General features: G+C 61.5%; 15 protein-coding genes and 3 pseudogenes. 7 read left to right on the forward strand and 11 right to left on the reverse strand.

The genetic code is table 11. From position 1 onward, the window contains the following. Positions 1–47: 47 nt before the first annotated feature. Positions 48–1,127, reverse strand: a complete 1,080-nt coding sequence (locus tag HX839_RS13185) for a patatin-like phospholipase family protein (protein WP_177067157.1) — start codon at positions 1,125–1,127, stop codon at positions 48–50. Positions 1,128–1,286: 159 nt separating this feature from the next. Here HX839_RS13185 and HX839_RS13190 point away from each other — a divergent pair, with 159 nt between their 5' ends. Genes HX839_RS13190 through HX839_RS13205 form a run of 4 tightly spaced genes read left to right on the forward strand, consistent with a single transcriptional unit; the run spans position 1,287 to position 3,899 of the window. After that, complete coding sequence (locus tag HX839_RS13190) at positions 1,287–1,595, forward strand: PepSY domain-containing protein (protein ID WP_003219548.1); 309 nt, start codon at positions 1,287–1,289, stop codon at positions 1,593–1,595. Next, positions 1,595–1,918: a PepSY domain-containing protein gene (locus tag HX839_RS13195; RefSeq protein WP_008432790.1), complete on the forward strand. Its 324-nt coding sequence runs from the start codon at positions 1,595–1,597 to the stop codon at positions 1,916–1,918. The genes HX839_RS13190 and HX839_RS13195 overlap by 1 nt, the downstream gene beginning before the upstream one ends. Continuing rightward, the gene (locus HX839_RS13200; protein ID WP_003219550.1) at positions 1,918–2,586 is read left to right on the forward strand and encodes a response regulator transcription factor; all 669 of its coding nucleotides are present in this window, start codon (positions 1,918–1,920) and stop codon (positions 2,584–2,586) included. The genes HX839_RS13195 and HX839_RS13200 overlap by 1 nt, the downstream gene beginning before the upstream one ends. After that, complete coding sequence (locus tag HX839_RS13205; protein WP_177048423.1) at positions 2,583–3,899, forward strand: sensor histidine kinase; 1,317 nt, start codon at positions 2,583–2,585, stop codon at positions 3,897–3,899. The genes HX839_RS13200 and HX839_RS13205 overlap by 4 nt, the downstream gene beginning before the upstream one ends. 88 nt (positions 3,900–3,987) lie before the next feature. On the opposite strand, the gene HX839_RS31855 is transcribed toward HX839_RS13205, so the two are convergent. Both HX839_RS31855 and HX839_RS31860 read right to left on the reverse strand, forming a co-directional pair. Next, positions 3,988–4,743: a methyl-accepting chemotaxis protein gene (locus HX839_RS31855; RefSeq protein WP_371132963.1), complete on the reverse strand. Its 756-nt coding sequence runs from the start codon at positions 4,741–4,743 to the stop codon at positions 3,988–3,990. Positions 4,744–4,845: 102 nt separating this feature from the next. Beyond that, positions 4,846–6,135: pseudogene (locus HX839_RS31860) on the reverse strand (HAMP domain-containing protein); the annotation flags it as partial. Between the two features lie 393 nt (positions 6,136–6,528). Between HX839_RS31860 and HX839_RS13215 the strand changes: the two are divergent. From HX839_RS13215 to HX839_RS31870, 3 genes and pseudogenes are all read left to right on the forward strand, one after another. Continuing rightward, the gene (locus HX839_RS13215) at positions 6,529–7,848 is read left to right on the forward strand and encodes a Na+/H+ antiporter family protein (protein WP_161635727.1); all 1,320 of its coding nucleotides are present in this window, start codon (positions 6,529–6,531) and stop codon (positions 7,846–7,848) included. Positions 7,849–7,918: 70 nt separating this feature from the next. After that, positions 7,919–8,740 (forward strand): annotated as a pseudogene (locus HX839_RS31865) (cache domain-containing protein); the annotation flags it as partial. A 102-nt stretch (positions 8,741–8,842) separates the two neighbouring features. After that, positions 8,843–9,598: a methyl-accepting chemotaxis protein gene (locus tag HX839_RS31870; RefSeq protein WP_371136008.1), complete on the forward strand. Its 756-nt coding sequence runs from the start codon at positions 8,843–8,845 to the stop codon at positions 9,596–9,598. Between the two features lie 59 nt (positions 9,599–9,657). Here HX839_RS31870 and HX839_RS13225 read toward each other — a convergent pair whose 3' ends face one another. From HX839_RS13225 to nuoI, 8 genes and pseudogenes are all read right to left on the reverse strand, one after another. Beyond that, entirely contained in the window at positions 9,658–9,972 is a 315-nt protein-coding gene (locus HX839_RS13225) for a DNA-binding transcriptional regulator (RefSeq protein WP_003219555.1), read from the reverse strand. Then, positions 9,962–10,311: pseudogene (locus tag HX839_RS13230) on the reverse strand (toxin). The gene HX839_RS13225 and the pseudogene HX839_RS13230 overlap by 11 nt, the downstream one beginning before the upstream one ends. Positions 10,312–10,549: 238 nt before the next feature. Continuing rightward, positions 10,550–12,013 carry an NADH-quinone oxidoreductase subunit NuoN gene (gene nuoN, locus HX839_RS13235; protein ID WP_003219557.1) on the reverse strand — a complete coding sequence of 488 codons (1,464 nt, stop codon included), beginning with the start codon at positions 12,011–12,013 and terminating at the stop codon, positions 10,550–10,552. A 7-nt stretch (positions 12,014–12,020) separates the two neighbouring features. Further along, a complete protein-coding gene (gene nuoM, locus HX839_RS13240; RefSeq protein ID WP_003219558.1) occupies positions 12,021–13,553 on the reverse strand; it encodes an NADH-quinone oxidoreductase subunit M in 1,533 nt (510 codons plus the stop codon). 49 nt (positions 13,554–13,602) lie between these two features. Further along, positions 13,603–15,456 (reverse strand): NADH-quinone oxidoreductase subunit L, encoded by a 1,854-nt coding sequence (gene nuoL, locus HX839_RS13245; protein ID WP_177067159.1) that lies wholly within the window; start codon positions 15,454–15,456, stop codon positions 13,603–13,605. Then, entirely contained in the window at positions 15,453–15,761 is a 309-nt protein-coding gene (gene nuoK, locus HX839_RS13250; RefSeq protein WP_003219560.1) for an NADH-quinone oxidoreductase subunit NuoK, read from the reverse strand. Before nuoK ends, nuoL begins: the two co-directional genes overlap by 4 nt. Before the next feature lie 2 nt (positions 15,762–15,763). Next, entirely contained in the window at positions 15,764–16,267 is a 504-nt protein-coding gene (gene nuoJ, locus HX839_RS13255; RefSeq protein WP_003219561.1) for an NADH-quinone oxidoreductase subunit J, read from the reverse strand. A gap of 9 nt (positions 16,268–16,276) precedes the next feature. Continuing rightward, a complete protein-coding gene (gene nuoI / locus HX839_RS13260; protein ID WP_003174725.1) occupies positions 16,277–16,825 on the reverse strand; it encodes an NADH-quinone oxidoreductase subunit NuoI in 549 nt (182 codons plus the stop codon). Positions 16,826–16,828: the final 3 nt, after the last annotated feature.

The raw sequence follows: 16,828 nt of genomic DNA on the forward strand, positions 1-16,828 counted from the left end.
TGCCGACGCAGCCTCGCTTGGGCTCGACAGCTGCTACGGAGAGGGCGCTAGAGAGCCAGCAGGCGTTCGCCCAATTGGCCATTGTCGGCCAGTTGCAGAAACTCATCCCCCAGCCGCTGGCTTTCGCTCATTGCGGTTTGCCAGTACTTGTTGCGGCCCGGGTCATCCCCCATGAAGCGCTTGAAGTCACTGCGGTCCGGCAGTTTGCCGTGGGGCAGTCGCGCCAGGTATTCCTTCGACGGCGCCAGCAGCAGGACATCCTGCAAACCCTGTTGATTGGCGCGGCGCCACGGCAAGCCTTTGTCGAACCAGCCGGGAATGACCCGGTCGGTGAAGTGCGGGTACAGCACGATGTCATCGCCGTGGTAGGGCAGGTCGAGGTGATAGTCCAGCAGGCCGCCATCGCGGTAAGTGCCTTGGCCTGCACCCGGCAGGTCGCGTACGCCTTGCATCACCATGGGGATCGAGCCCGACGCCAGCAAGGCCTGGCGCAGGTTGCCCAGTTCCAGATCAAGGAAGCGCGACGGGAAATCCTTGAGCGCATGCAGCGGTGGCGGCTGGCGTGGGTCGTGGACGATCAGCCGTTCGAAGTGCCGGGACAACCGCGCGCGGCCCCTCAGGTTGTCGGCGATCACCGAGGACAACCCCAAACCAAGCCGACCGCGATGATCGTCGGCGAGCAGGCCATGGCTTTTGACCACCATGATGTTCAGCCGGTAGTGCGGGTTGTCGAGCACGCGGGCATCGCGGCCGGCCAGCAAGTCATCGAGCATGCGCACGCAGCTCTGGCTGACTTCGGCCATGGTCACGCCTTTGGCAAAGCTTTGTGCGTTGTACAGCCGGCCCAGGTCGAGCAGGCCTTGCACCGGGTCGGGCAGGCACGCACTGGCAAACCGCCAGGAGCCTATCGAGGCGCCGATCAGCGCACGCTCGCGGGTCGCCCGGGGCAGCCAGTCACCAAACAGCGCCAGGTCCAGACCCTGGATGCCCAGCGCCTTGGGCCCGCCGGCAGCGCCGGGAAGGATGCCGACGTCCGCAGGCGCAAGCCCCTGCTCACGAATGCGTGCAAAAGCGCGTTTACCGGCCTTGAGGGTCAAGGCGGGGAACTTCATATGGATAGCAGTCATACCGGTCTCATTTACCGCGAGCAGGGCAGTATAGAAAATCTTGGCCGGTTGCAGGCACAGGTCTCGCAGAGAATTGCCATGGTGGCAATTCAGTTTCAGTTAAGTTGGATCCAGTACCGTGAGCCCCGTAGGCAAAATATCCCGAAACGGAGACTCACCATGAAAACCCTCACAGCCTTGATCGCCAGCAGTATCATCGCCCTCACCGCAGGCGTCGCCCAGGCTCGCGACCTGGGGCCGGACGAAGCACTGAAGTTGCGCGACGCTGGTACCATTGTGTCTTTCGAGAAGCTCAACGCCACGGCGTTGGCCAAACATCCCGGCGCCACCGTGCATGAAACCGAGCTTGAAGAGGAATACGGCAAGTACCTTTATCAGGTTGAACTGCGCGACGCCCAGGGCGTCGAGTGGGACCTGGAATTGGACGCTGTCACCGGCGCCGTCCTCAAGGATCATCAGGATACGTAATGAAGGTAAATCTACGCACCAGCGTTCAAGTGGCGCTGGTGCTCCTGGCATTTTGCTCAGGCCTGGCCGCTCGTGACCTGGGCCAGGACGAGGCGCTGCGCCTGCGCCAGGAGGGTGTGATCGCGCCGCTTGAGCATCTGCTGGGCCCGGCTTTCGAGCGCTACCCGGGCGCCAAGCTGCTGGACGCCGAGCTTGAAGAGCACAAGGATCGCCCTGTGCGCTATATCTATGAAATCGAACTATTGACGGTGGAAGGCGTAGTGCGCGAGATCGAACTCGATGCCAACACCGGTCAACTGCTCAAAGACAAGGAAGACGACTGATGCGCCTGCTGCTGGTGGAAGACCACGTACCCCTGGCCGATGAGTTGATGGCCGGGCTCAATCGCCAGGGCTATGCCGTCGACTGGCTGGCGGACGGGCGCGATGCGGTGTATCAGGGGCGCAGCGAACCCTACGACCTGATCATCCTTGACCTCGGCCTGCCGGGTTTGCCCGGGCTTGAGGTGTTGACGCAATGGCGTGCCGCCGGCCTGGCCACGCCGGTGCTGATCCTCACTGCCCGCGACTCCTGGGCCGAGCGCATCGAAGGGCTCAAGGCCGGGGCCGACGACTACCTCAGCAAGCCGTTTCATCCCGAAGAGCTGCACCTGCGTATCCAGGCCTTGCTGCGTCGTTCCCATGGCCACGCCAATCAGCCCACCTTGCAGGCTGCCGGCTTGCACCTGGATGAGGGTCGCCAGTGTGTGATGCGTGATGGCGAGGAGATCCAGCTGACCGCGGCCGAGTTTCGGCTGCTGCGTTACTTCATGCTGCACCCCGAGCAAATCCTTTCAAAAAGTCACCTGGCCGAACATTTGTACGATGGCGAGACCGAGCGTGACTCCAATGTGTTGGAGGTCCACGTCAACCACCTGCGCCGCAAGTTGGGCCGCAGCGTGATCGAGACCCGGCGCGGCCAGGGTTACCGGTTTGGCGCCAGCCCGGCATGAAGTCGATCCAGCGGCGCCTGAGCCTGGGGCTGATCAGTGTGATGGTGATCGTCGGCCTGGTGCTGGCGCAGACCAGCCTGTGGCTGTTCGAAATGGGCCTGCAACGTTACCTGGAGTCCGGCTTGCGCAACGACAGCGAGAACCTGCTGGTGGCGCTGGTGCGCGGGCCGGCGGGGGTGCAACTGGATGAGCAGCGGTTGTCTCCCGCGTACCAGCGTCCGTTTTCCGGGCACTATTTCCGTATCGACTTTGCCGACACCCATTGGCGTTCCCGCTCGCTGTGGGACCAGGAACTGCCGCAGTTGCCCCACGCCGGGCTCAAGGGCAACCTGCAGTTGGGGCCGGAAGGCCAGCAGTTGCTGGTACTGCGTTCGGACTACAAACGGTTTGGCCAGTCGATTTCCATCAGCGTGGCCCAGGACTACACACCCGTCAGAGAAAGCTTTCGGCTGATGCGCCAGATCGGCCTGGTGCTGGGGCTGGCGGCGCTGTTGCTGATCCTGATTCTGCAACGGGTCACCGTGCGCCGCGCCTTGCGCCCGCTGGAGACCGCACGCAACCAGATCGCCCAACTGCAGCAGGGCCAGCGCTCGCAACTGGATACCCAAGTGCCGGTGGAGCTGGAGCCGCTGGTGGCGCAGATCAACCATCTGCTGGCCCACACCGAAGACAGCCTCAAGCGCTCGCGCAATGCCCTGGGCAATCTCGGCCATGCCTTGAAAACCCCGTTGGCGGTGTTGTTGAGCGTGGCATCCAGTGAACAGCTCAAGGACCATCCGCAACTGAGCAAGCTGCTGCGGGAACAGTTGGAGCAGGTGCAGCAACGGCTTAATCGTGAACTCAATCGTGCCCGCCTGGCCGGAGAGACACTGCCGGGTGCCTTGTTCGATTGCGACGGCGAATTACCGGGGTTGCTTGCGACCCTGAACATGATCCATGGCGAACACCTGGATTTGAGTTACCGCGTGCCGCCCGGTTTGCAATTGCCGTGGGACCGCGAAGACCTGCTGGAACTGTTGGGCAACCTGCTGGACAACGCGTGTAAATGGGCGGACGCGGAGATTGTGTTGAGCATCGGCGAAACCCCGGAAGGCTTTCGGTTGGCTGTCGAAGATGACGGGCCGGGGATTCCCGAGAGCCAGCGTGATCAGGTGTTCAGCCGAGGCACGCGGTTGGATGAGCAGACTGACGGGCATGGTCTGGGGCTGGGGATCGTGCGGGATATTGTCGAGGTGTGGGGCGGGGTGCTTCTGTTGCAGGAGAGCGAGCTGGGCGGGTTAAAGGTCATCATCGACCTGCCACGCCGCCAGTGAACACAAACGTAGCAGCTGTCGAGCCTCGCCAAGGCTCGACAGCTGCTACGGGATACTCGGGCTGATTGCCGGAGTATCCCGCAACTCATCAAACCCTGAACTGATCCATCAGGCCCTGCTGCTGATTCGCCAGGCTGTTCAACGCCTGGCTGACCCGCGCCGATTCATTCGCTTGCTCGGACAACGACTCCGTCACATCTCGAATCGTCGCCACGTTGTTGTTGATCTCCTCGGCCACCGCACTTTGCTCTTCGGCGGCGCTGGCGATCTGCAGGTTCATGTCGCTGATTACCGTTACCGCATCGCCGATCTGGCGCAAGGCGGTCACGGCCTGGCCCACTTGTTCGACGCTGCCCTGGGCCTGGCGATGGCTGTTGCTCATGGAACCGACCACTTCCTGGGTACCGCTTTGCAGTTGCTCGATCACCAGGCGGGTTTCTTCCACCGACTCCTGGGTACGTCGCGCCAGGTTGCGCACTTCATCGGCGACCACCGCAAAACCACGACCGGCTTCACCCGCGCGGGCGGCCTCGATAGCGGCGTTCAGTGCCAGCAGGTTGGTCTGCTCGGCGATTGCACGAATCACTTCCAGTACCGAACCGATCTTCTCGCTGTTGGCCGCCAGTCCTTCAACCTGGGTCATCGCGGTGCTCATATCCGCCGCCAGGTGGCCGATGCTGGTGGTGGTGCGGTCGATCACGGTCAAACCTTCACGCGTCGCCTGATCGGCATCGCGGGCAGCCTGGGCGGCTTGCGCGGCACTGCGGGCGACGTCCTGGGCGGTGGCGCTCATCTCGTGGGAGGCGGTGGCCACCTGGTCGACCTGACGGTATTGCTGCTCCATGCCGGCACTGGTTTCAGTGGCGATGGCGGCCGACTGGTCGGCGGTGCCACGGGCGTCCTGCACTGAGCGTTTGACCTGGGCAATGATCGGCTGCAGCTTGTCGAGGAAGCGGTTGAACCAGCCGGCCAATTCGCCGAGTTCGTCGTGTTTGTCGTAGGCCAGGCGGCGGGTCAGGTCACCTTCGCCACTGGCAATGTCTTCCAGCATGCGCGCCACACCGAGGATCGGCCGGGTCACGCTGCGGGCCATCAGCCACACCAGCAACAGGCCGACGATTGCTGCCAGCAGGCCCAGGCTCAGTTCCAGCAGGGTGCCCTTGGCGTTATCGGCGTCCAGTTTAGACTTCAGGGCTTCAGCCGGAGCCACCAGGACTTTTTCCGGAACATCCAGCAACACGCCCCACGGCTTGCCATCGGGGATCGGCTGGAACGGCGCGAGCACCTTGAGTTGGTGGTCGGTGCGCACGCTGCGGGTCTGGGTGCTGGTGGAAAGCGAACTGATCAATTGCGCGCCGTTGGCGGTGTCGACGGCATCCAGGCGCTGGCTGAGTTTGCCGGCGTCCGGACTGTAGCCGGCCAGCAGGCCCACCGGGCTGATGATGCTGACGCTGGTCTGGCCGTCGTAGAGTTTCTGGCTGGCGCCCTGGCTGACGGCTTGCAGGCTGTTGAGGTTGATGTCCACCGACAGCGAGGCGATGACTTTGCCGTTGACCATCAGCGGAAAGACGATGCTGGTCATCAGCACCTTTTGCCCATCGATCACATAGAAGTACGGCTCGATCACGCAGGGCTTGAGTGTGGTGCGCGGGCAGGTGAACCAGGCGTTGGCTTTTTCGCCGCTGGGTCCGACGCTGGTGTCGGACATGTCGCTTTCGGGCAGCGACATTGAAGTCAGCTTGCCCGCAGTCGGCTGGGACCAGTACAGCGCAAAGCGGCCCTTGTCGTTGCTGCCCAGTTCTTGCTGGTTGGCGAACAGTTCGTCCTTGCCATCCAGTGCGTTGGCCTCGAATACCAGGGACAGGCCCAGCAGTTCCGGATTGGCCTGCAGCGCGGCCTTGACCTGGCGGGTCAGGTCTTCGCGCAGGTCGAAGGCATCCAGGAAGCGTTTCTCGGCCTGTTCGCGCAGGAACAACACCTGCCGGGAAAAACCGTGGCCGTATTGATAGGCGTCCATGAACTGCTGGCGAATGCCCAAGGCCTGGACCTCACCCTGGGCTTCGATGCGCGCCTGGGCGGCTTCGTCGAGCATTTCCATACTGGAAGCCTTGACCAGGTCGGAGCTCTGCGCCATGCGGTACAGCGAGAGACCTACCAGCAAGGTCACGATGCCCAGCAGGCAAAGACCGGCCAGCAGGGTAATTTTCCATTGAATGGACAGCTGTCTGAGCGACATGGAGCCTTCCTTAACCTTTCGATACGACAGAGACGATCTGCCTGTATCGGCGGCTCGGAAATTTTCTTTATTCAAACGATCAATTTAAAGCTGTTTGTGTGGCGAGGGGGCTTGTCCCCCGTTGGGCTGCTTAGCGGCCCTAAAAAAAGCGGGAGCGCTGCGCACTCCAACGGGGGACAAGCCCCCTCGCCACAGGACAAGCCCCTCGCCACAGACAAATCCCCTAACCACTGACAAACCTTCTCCCCACTTTTTTGACAAGGCAGGCCGGGTGCTGCAAAGTGCGCGCCCTCTAATAAAACTCCCTTAAAACCTGGTTTGCGGCAGCCGTTCCCGACAGCAGCCCGGGCAGGTGCGTGCTTTTTTCATGTTTTCTGTCTTGAGGTAACGATGATTAATGCAGTAATCGCCGCAGTCGGCACCATGCTGGTGCTTAGCTTGTCCCGCGTGCATGTGGTGATCGCGATCATTGTCGGCGCCCTGGTGGGTGGTCTGACTGGCGGCCTGGGTATCGACGCGACGCTCAAGGCGTTCAACAGCGGCCTGGGTGGCGGTGCGACGGTGGCGTTGTCCTACGCGCTGCTCGGCGCGTTCGCCGTGGCGATTGCCAAATCCGGCCTGGCCCATGCGCTGGCCGATAAAGCCCTGCTGCTGGTGGATCGGCAGGAAGCCACGGGCGGCAGTCACGTCAAATGGCTGCTGATCGGTCTGCTCTGGGTGGTGGCCATCGCCTCGCAGAACATCCTGCCGATCCACATCGCGTTTATACCGCTGCTGGTACCGCCGCTTTTATATGTGCTGACCAAACTGCAGCTGGACCGCCGTCTCATCGCCTGCGTCATGACCTTCGGCCTGATCACGCCCTACATGTTTCTGCCGGTGGGCTTCGGCAACATCTTCCTGAATCAGATCCTGCTGGCCAACGTGGCCAAGAGCGGTGTCGACATCAGCCAGGTCAATGTCACCCATGCCATGGGCCTACCGGCGCTGGGCATGGTGGTCGGTTTGCTGGTGGCGGTGTTTGTCAGCTACCGCAAGAAGCGTGTGTACGACCTGGAGAAGATCGAGCGAGTCGAGCAGGTGGCGGTGCACTACAACCCGCTGACCCTGCTGGTGGCCGGCCTGGCCATTGCGGCGGCGTTCATTATCCAGCTGTGGCTGGACTCGATGATCATTGGCGCCCTGGCCGGGTTCCTGATCTTTTCGGTGTCGGGCATCGTGCGCTGGCGCGACACCGATGACCTGTTCACCGAAGGCATGAAGATGATGGCGATGATCGGCTTCATCATGATCGCCTCGTCAGGCTTTGCCGAAGTGCTCAAGGCCACCGGTGAAGTGCAGACACTCGTGCAAGCCTCCGCGGCGTTTATCGGCCATAGCCGCGGTGTGGGCGCGCTGCTGATGCTGCTGGTGGGCTTGCTGGTGACCATGGGCATCGGCTCGTCGTTTTCCACGGTGCCGATCCTGGCGGCGATCTTTGTGCCGCTGTGCGTGCAGCTGGGCTTCAGCCCGCTGGCGATCGTGTGCATCGTCGGCACGGCCGGGGCATTGGGTGATGCCGGCTCGCCTGCGTCGGACTCCACCCTGGGCCCGACTTCCGGTTTGAACATCGATGGCCAGCACCACCATATCTGGGACACCGTGGTACCAACCTTCCTGCACTACAACATTCCGCTGCTGGCGTTTGGCTGGTTTGCCGCGATGACGCTCTGACGGGATTGTCCTACAGATTTATTGTAACTAGCCGTTAACCTCTTGAGTTGTCCCTCAAGAGAGAAGAGCCATGCGTCTGAGTCTAAAGGCCAAAGTACTGTCCCTTGCTGTCCTGCCCGTGTTGTTGTTTGCCGTGATCATCAGCCTGACCACGGTGTGGATCCTTCGGGAGCAGGCCCGCAACGAGGTCGAAGAAACCCGTCAGAACCTGCTCAACGACGCCAAGACCACCTTGCGCGGCTACGTCGAGGTGGCGATGACCACCATCAAGCCGCTGTACGACGCTGCCACCCAAGGCGATACGGCCGCACGGGCGCAAGTGGTCAAGCTGCTGTCCAACATCAGCTATGGCAAGGACGGTTATTTCTTCGGCTACGACTCCGAGACCATTCGCCTGTTCAAGGGCAACAGCCCGGACGGCGTCGGCAAAAGCTTCAAGGACAACCGCGACCCGAACGGCGTCTACGTCAACCGCGACCTGGTGAAAGTCGGCAAGGACGGCACCCACTACTTGCAATACAGCTCGACGCAGCCCGGCCAGACCGAGCTGGTGCCCAAGCTTGGCTACACCGAATACTTGCCCAAGTGGGACATGGTGATCGGTACCTCGGTGAACCTGGACGGCATCGACGCCCAGGTTGCCGAGGTTCAGGCCAAGGTGGAGAAACGCATGGAAGGTGTGCTGCTGAGCATCATCGGCATTGCCGTGGTGGTGCTGTTGGTGATTGCCGCCGTGGGCATGCTGGTGGCCAATACCATCCTGCGGCCGTTGCACCTGATGAAGATCAACCTCGACGACATCGCCGCCGGTGAGGGTGACCTGACCCGCCGCCTGGCCATCACCAGCCAGGACGAGCTTGGCGAACTGGCAGGCTCTTTCAACCGCTTTGTCGACAAGATCCACAGCCTGGTACGCCAGATCACCGAGATGACCTCCCAGCTTACCGGCCTGGTGAGCCAGGTCGCCGAGCAAGCCAACCGCTCGGAAAAGGCCATGGAGCGCCAGCGTCACGAGACCGACCAAGTGGCTACCGCGATCAACGAAATGTCCTCCGCGGCCCATGAAGTGGCGCGCAGTGCCCAAGGCGCAGCCGTCGCTGCGCAGCAAACCGACGCCGAAGGCCAGGCCGCGAAAAAAGTCGTGGATGGCAGCATCGCGCAGATTCACGCGCTGGTGAACGACATCCGCAGCAGCGGCGTGTCCCTGGACAGCTTGCAGCAGGATGTGTCGTCGATTGTCAGCGTGCTTGGCGTGATCCGCTCGATTGCCGAACAGACCAACTTGCTCGCCCTCAACGCCGCCATTGAAGCCGCGCGGGCAGGGGAGGCCGGTCGTGGTTTTGCCGTGGTCGCCGACGAAGTACGGGCGTTGGCCAGCCGCACCCAGCAAAGCACCCAGGAGATCCAGGGCATGATCGACCGCCTGCAAAAAGGCACCGAAGCCGCCGTGGAGTCCATGCGCCGTTCCAGTGACGCCGGTGACGGCACATCGGCCCAGGCCAACGAAGCCGGAGCATCCCTGGACACCATGGCGCAGCTGATCGGCACCATCAACTCGATGAACGCGCAGATCGCCAGCGCGGCGGAAGAACAAACCGCCGTGGCCGAAGAGATCAACCGCAGCGTGCATCAGATCGCGGTGGCGGTTGACAGTGTGGCCGATGAAACCCAACAGGGTGCCCAGACCTCCCGCAGCCTGGCGGACCTGGGGCAGCGGTTGGGTCAGTTGGTGGGGCAGTTCAGGATTTGATTGCAGGCTTGAGCCATCGGCAACGTCCCGTTGCCGACGGGCTTGGCTGGATTGATCGATCAGGTCAACAGCGCCAAACGTTCCACCGTCTCCGGAAACTTCGACACCAGCCGAATCAAGGTTGCCGCCTGAGCATTGGGTGTGGCCCGGCCTTGCTCCCAATTTTCCAGGGTCCGGGTGTTGGTGCGCAGGTACATCGCAAACACCGAGCGCGACAGATTGAGTTGTTGACGCACAGCGACTACTTCGTCGGCAGTGAGCGGTGCCAGCTTGCTCAACTGCACCTTGTGACTGCGCAGCGTTACCTTGCCTTCTCGTTCATCTGCCAGCGCGTCGAAGCCTTCGACCAGTTCGGAAAAGATGTCACGTTTCATAAGATTTTCTCGCTTTGATTTCCCTGTCCAGCAGGTGTTTGAGCGCCGTTTTGTGTTGAGCGCTCAGGTCGTCCTGTTCGTGTTTGCCATAAAGGGTGAACAGCCAGAACTGCGTACCGCCCGACCACCAGTAATAGATGACTCGCAGGCCACCCCGTTTGCCCTTGTTGCGTCGCTCGTCGACAAAGCGCACCTTGCGTAACCCGCCGGTTCCCTCTATCACGTTGCCCGCTTGCGGGTTTCTCATCAACTCTTGTTGAAGCCGTGAAATAACTCATCACTCAGATAATCCCTGCGGTGCCGCTCAAAGGCTGGCAATTCGATAAATAGAGCATCCATGTTCTGTACGTAGCCTGCGTATAGTTTGGTGGCCCATCTGCGGTGGGTCAAGTGACCCTGCTGTGGGATGTTTCCTAAAACGCAACCACGATACGAGCGACCCAGGCAGGGTGATGCCGGAAGGGGAGGCATCTCGACGAGGAAAATTCCCTTTGTGTGTCAGACAACAAATTAATACGCCAGAAACGCAAAACGGCGCCCGAAGGCGCCGTTTTGCTTGCTGCGTTTAACTAAGCGATCAACCCGCCATCACCGCATGCTGCACCAGGGTGAGCAACGGTTGTGGGTACACACCCAGGAAGAACGCCAGCAGGGCGATTGCCAGCAGCATCACGCCGCCTGCTTTCTGTTCCCAGTGCAACTCGGCGTCCACACGGCGCAGGTTTGGCTCGATCAGGTACAAGGTCACCATCACGCGCAGGTAGTAGAAAACGCCGATGGCGCTGCCCAGTACCAGGGACGCAACCAACCACCATTCGTGCGCTTCAACACCGGTGGCCACGATGTAGAACTTGCCGATGAAGCCCGCAGTCAGCGGGATACCCGCCAGGGACAGCATCATCACGGTCAGTACGGCGGTCAGGTACGGACGGCGCCAGAACAGGCCGCGGTATTCGTACAGGGCGTCGGCGTCGCGGCCTTTGTAAGGCGAGGACATCAGCGTGATCACACCGAATGCACCCAGGCTTGTGATCACGTAGGTGACCAGGTACACGCCGATGGCTTCCATCGCCAGGCCCTTGCTCGCCACCAGGGCTATCAGCAGGTAACCGAAGTGCGCGATGGACGAATAACCCAGCAGACGCTTGAGGTTGTTCTGGGTCAGCGCCAGCAGGTTGCCGAACAGGATCGAAGCGATGGCGATGATGGTCAGCACGTTGCTGAGTACACCGGTGTTGGCCGCAGGGGAGATCTGGAACAGACGCACCATCACGGCAAACACGGCGACTTTCGACGCGGTAGCCAGGAAAGCAGCCACCGGCGCCGGGGCGCCTTCGTACACGTCCGGGGTCCACAGGTGGAACGGCACCAGCGACAGCTTGAACGCCAGGCCGATCAGCATCATGGCCAGGCCCAGTTGGGCAATTGGCGCAGGGCTGCCGGAGGCTGCCAGGGCGTGACCGATACCGCTGAAGCTCAGGCTGCCGGCTTCTGCGTAGAGCAGGGCCATACCGAACAACAGGAACGCCGAACCGGCTGCCGACAGCACCATGTACTTGATGCCGGCTTCCAGGGAGCGCTTGTTGAAGAAGGCATACGCCACCAGGCCGTAGACCGGGATCGACAGCAGTTCCAGGCCGATGAACAAGCCGGCCAGGTGCTGCGCGCTGACCAGCACGATACCACCGGCCGCAGCCAGCAGGATCAGCAGGTACAGCTCTTCGCGGTTGCCCGGGTAGCCGGTGCCGCCTTCGCCGAGGTAGGCGTGGGCGAGCGTGACGCAGGCCAGGGTGGCAACCAGGATCAGCGCGATATACAGCAGCGCGAAGTCATCGACCATCATCAGCGGGGTCACGGCCAGTGGCGCGACCTTGAGTGCCGGGATAATCGACAGCAGGGCCAGGTTCAAGCCCGCACAGGACAGCAGGAACGTTTGCGAGTGATTGCGGCGCCAGGCGATCGCCAGCATCACCACCACGATGGTGAGGCTGGTGATCAGCAGCGGCGCAAGCGCGATAAAGTGTTGGATCGTGAATTCCATAGCGCTCTTACCGGGCCGAAGCGAGTTGAGAGAAGGCGGTGCCGAACCACTGCTGCACGCCATGCATCGTTGCGGCAGAAGTATCCAGGAACGGTTGCGGGTACACGCCGATAAACACCAGCAGTACCGCAAGGCCGAGCACCATGATCAGTTCGCGACCGTCCATGCCGTGCAACACGGTGTCGGACTTGGCCGGACCGAAGTATGCGCGGTGGATCATGATCAGCGAGTAGACCGAACCGAACACCAGGCCAGACGTAGCGATCGCACTGACCCACGGCGTATGCACGAAGGCACCCATCAGGATCAGGAACTCGCCGATGAAGTTGCCGGTACCCGGCAAGCCCAGGGATGCGGCGGCGAAGAACAGGCTGATGGCCGGCAGGTAGGCGATACGTGACCACACGCCACCCATCTCGCGCATGTCACGAGTGTGCAGGCGCTCGTACAGTTGGCCGCTGAGGATAAACAGTGCCGCTGCCGACACACCGTGAGCCAGCATCTGGATCACTGCGCCTTGCAGCGCCAGTTGGCTGCCGGAGTAGATGCCGATCAGTACGAAGCCCATGTGGGAAACGGACGAGAAGGCAATCAGACGCTTGATGTCGGTTTGGGCGAAGGCCAGGAACGCACCGTAGAAGATCCCGATCAGACCGAGGGTCATGGCGATCGGCGCGAACTCGGCCGAGGCATTCGGGAACAGCGGCAGGGCGAAACGCAGCAGGCCGTAGGCCGCCGTCTTCAACAGGATACCGGCCAGGTCGACGGAACCTGCAGTCGGCGCCTGGGCGTGAGCGTCAGGCAACCAGGAGTGGAACGGCACCACCGGCAGCTTCACCGCGAACGCGATGAAGAAGCCCAGCATCAGGATGTACTCGGTGGTCAGGGACATCTTGGTTTTCAACAGGTCGGCGTAGTTGAACGTGATCACGCCCGTGCTGTTGAAGTTGACCAGTACCAGGCCCAGGATCGCCACCAACATGATCAGGCCGGAAGCCTGGGTGAAGATGAAGAACTTGGTCGCCGCGTAGATCCGGGTTTTCTTGCCGTCCGAAGAACTGTGACCCCAGAGCGCGATGAGGAAGTACATCGGCACCAGCATCATTTCCCAGAAGAAGAAGAACATGAACAGGTCGAGGGCGAGGAACACGCCGACAACGCCGCCCAGGATCCACATCAGGTTCAGGTGGAAGAAGCCCACGTGACGCTGGATCTCTTTCCAGGAGCAGAGTACCGAGAGGATACCCAGCAGGCCGGTCAGCAGGATCATCAACAGCGACAGGCCGTCGAGGGCCAGGTGCACGTTGATGCCGAAGCGCTGGATCCACACGTGCTTGAATTCAAGCGCGAAGGTGGGATCGACACCCGGTGCCGGAGCAAATGAATAGTCGCCGTGGGCCCACAGCCAGAGGCCGAGAGCGAGTTCCAGGGACATGGTCAGCAACGCAATCCAGCGGGGGAGGGTGGCGCCGAAGCGTTCACCCATCCAGCAGAGCAGGCCGCCGATAAAGGGGATCAGGATTAGCCAGGGCAGAATCATGACGGGCTCGTTTCCTTTCGCAAGTTCGCAAAGTTCGCAATGTGCATAGTCAGACCGCGACCACGATGATGGCGCCGATTACCAGGACGGCACCGGCCGCCATGGAAGCTGCATACCAGCGCAATTGGCCGGTCTCGCTGCGGCTCAGGGCGGTGTGACCGGCCTTGGCGGCACGCGGGATCAAACCGATGGTCTGGTCGAGCGGGTCTTTGCGCAGTACGTGGCTGATCGCAAGGTACGGCTTGACGAACAGTTTGTCGTAGATCCAGTCGAAGCCCCAGGCAGCGAACCACCAGGCCGAAAGGAAGCGGCCAATGCCACTGTTGGCGATGGCGGTGACGAAGCGGCGCTTGCCGAGGAACAGCAGGGCCGCCAGCAGGATACCCGCGATGGCGATGGCGCCCGAGGCGATTTCCAGGCTGTGCTTGGCTGCACCACCGGCATGGCCGGCGCTTTCCGGCAGAACACCGGCCAGTGGCGGGGTGATCATGGCGCCGACGAAGGTCGACAGGATGATCAGCACCGACAGTGGCAGCCAGTGGGAAATGCCATGGCCTGCGTGGGCTTCAGTCTTGGCTTCACCGTGGAACGTGATGAAGATCAGGCGGAAGGTGTACAGCGAGGTCATGAACGCACCTACCAGGCCGGCGTACAGCAGGCCGTGGTTACCGCTGGCAAAGGCTTCCCAGAGGATTTCGTCTTTCGAGTAGAAACCTGCGGTCACCAGTGGCAGGGCCGACAAGGCCGCGCCGCCGACGATGAAGCTGGCGTAGGCCAACGGCAGTTTCTTCCACAGGCCGCCCATCTTGAAGATGTTCTGCTCGTGGTGGCAGGCAACGATCACCGCACCGGAAGCAAGGAACAGCAGGGCCTTGAAGAAGGCGTGGGTCATCAGGTGGAAGATCGCGCCGTCCCAGGCGCCAACGCCCAGGGCCAGGAACATGTAGCCGATCTGGCTCATGGTCGAGTAGGCGAGGATACGCTTGATGTCGGTCTGAACCAGGGCAGCAAAACCTGCCAGTACCAGGGTCACGCCACCCACCAGGCCCACGAGGTGCAGAATCTCCGGCGCCAGGGTGAACAGGCCGTGGGTACGGGCAATCAGGTAGACACCGGCGGTTACCATGGTCGCGGCGTGGATCAGTGCCGAAACCGGGGTAGGGCCGGCCATCGCATCCGCCAGCCAGGTTTGCAGCGGCAGTTGTGCGGATTTACCGACAGCGCCACCCAGCAGCATCAGGGTCGCCAGGGTGATCCAGAAGTCGCCGATCTGGAATTTCTGCGGTGCCAGCACCAGCAGTTCCTGGATGTTCAGCGTGCCCACCTGTTGGAACAGGATGAACAGGCCGATGGCCATGAACACGTCACCGATCCGGGTCACGATAAAGGCTTTGAGTGCGGCGTTACCGTTGTTGCGGTTGCTGTAGTAGAAACCGATCAACAGGTACGAGCACAGGCCCACGCCTTCCCAGCCAAAGTACAGGAACAACAGGTTATCGCCCAGCACCAGGAACAGCATGCTGGCGATAAACAGGTTGGTGTAGGCGAAGAAGCGCGAGTAACCGGCTTCACCGCGCATGTACCAGGACGCGAACAGGTGGATCAGGAAGCCTACACCGACGACCACGCCGAGCATGGTGATCGACAGGCCGTCGACGTAGAGGGCGAAGTTGGGCTTGAAGCCCTCCACCGACATCCACTGCCACAACACCAGGGTGTAGTGACCGCCTTCAGGCGGTGCGACGTTGAATTGCCAGATGACGTAGGCGGCGACAATTGCCGACAGGCCGATGGAACCCACACCCACCAGGGCCGAGAGGTTTTCCGACCAGCGTCCACGGGAGAACGACAGCAGCAGGAAACCGATCAGGGGAAATACGAAAGTCAGAAAGATCATGTTCATCCGCGCATCTCACTGGCAGCGTCGATATCAAGCGTGTGGAAGCGACGATACAGTTGCAGCAGGATCGCCAGGCCAATACTGGCCTCGGCGGCTGCCAGGCTGATCACCAGGATGAACATCACTTGTCCATCCGGCTGGCCCCAACGGCTACCGGCCACGATGAACGCGAGTGCCGCGGCGTTCATCATGATTTCCAGGCTCATCAACACGAACAGAATGTTGCGGCGAACCATCAGGCCGACCAGGCCAAGGCAGAACAGGATGCCGGCGACCGCCAGACCATGCTCCAAAGGGATAGCAGGCATCGTCATTGCTCCTTGGCTTCGTTGCGGCCCAAGTGGAAGGCGGTGATGGCTGCAGCGAGCAGCAGCATCGAAGCCAGTTCGACCACCAGCAGGTACGGGCCGAACAGGCTGATGCCCACGGCTTTCGCGTCTACGGTGGTGTGGCCGATGGCCTGGCCGCTCTGGTGAGCGAACAGCACATACAGCAGTTCACCCAGCAGCAGGGCTGCGAGGATCACCGGGCCGAGCCAGATGCCGGGCTTGAGCCAGACGCGTTCCTGGGCGACAGACGCCGGCCCCAGGTTGAGCATCATCACCACAAACACGAACAGCACCATGATGGCGCCGGCGTAGGCGATCACTTCCAGTACACCGGCGAACGGTGCGCCGAGGCTGAAGAAGGTCATGGCCACGGCGATCAGCGAAATGATCAGGTAGAGCAGGGCGTGCACGGGGTTAGTGTTGGTGATCACGCGAAGCGTGGACACCACTGCAATACCCGATGCGAAATAGAAAGCGAATTCCATCTTTCTTCCTTAAGGCAGCAAGCTCTTCACGTTGATCGGCTCGGCTTCGTTTTGTGCGGCGCCTTTCGGCTTACCGGCAACGGCCATACCTGCAACACGATAGAAGTTGTAATCAGGGTTTTTACCGGGACCAGAGATCAGCAGATCTTCTTTCTCGTACACCAGGTCCTGACGTTTGAACTCGGCCATCTCGAAATCCGGTGTCAGCTGGATCGCGGTGGTCGGGCAAGCTTCCTCGCAGAGGCCGCAGAAAATGCAGCGCGAGAAGTTGATGCGGAAGAAGTCCGGGTACCAGCGACCGTCTTCGGTTTCAGCTTTCTGCAGCGAGATGCAACCCACCGGGCACGCCACGGCGCACAGGTTGCAGGCCACGCAGCGCTCTTCGCCGTCGGGGTCGCGGGTCAGGACAATGCGGCCGCGATAACGCGGCGGCAGGTACACCGCTTCTTCCGGGTATTGCAGGGTGTCGCGTTTGCGAAAGCCGTGACCGAACACCATCACCAGGCTTCGCAACTGGGTACCGGTACCCTTAACGATGTCGCCAATATATTTGAACATGGG

It is taken from the genome of Pseudomonas sp. I8001, from assembly GCF_013385345.1.
Classification (GTDB): domain Bacteria; phylum Pseudomonadota; class Gammaproteobacteria; order Pseudomonadales; family Pseudomonadaceae; genus Aquipseudomonas.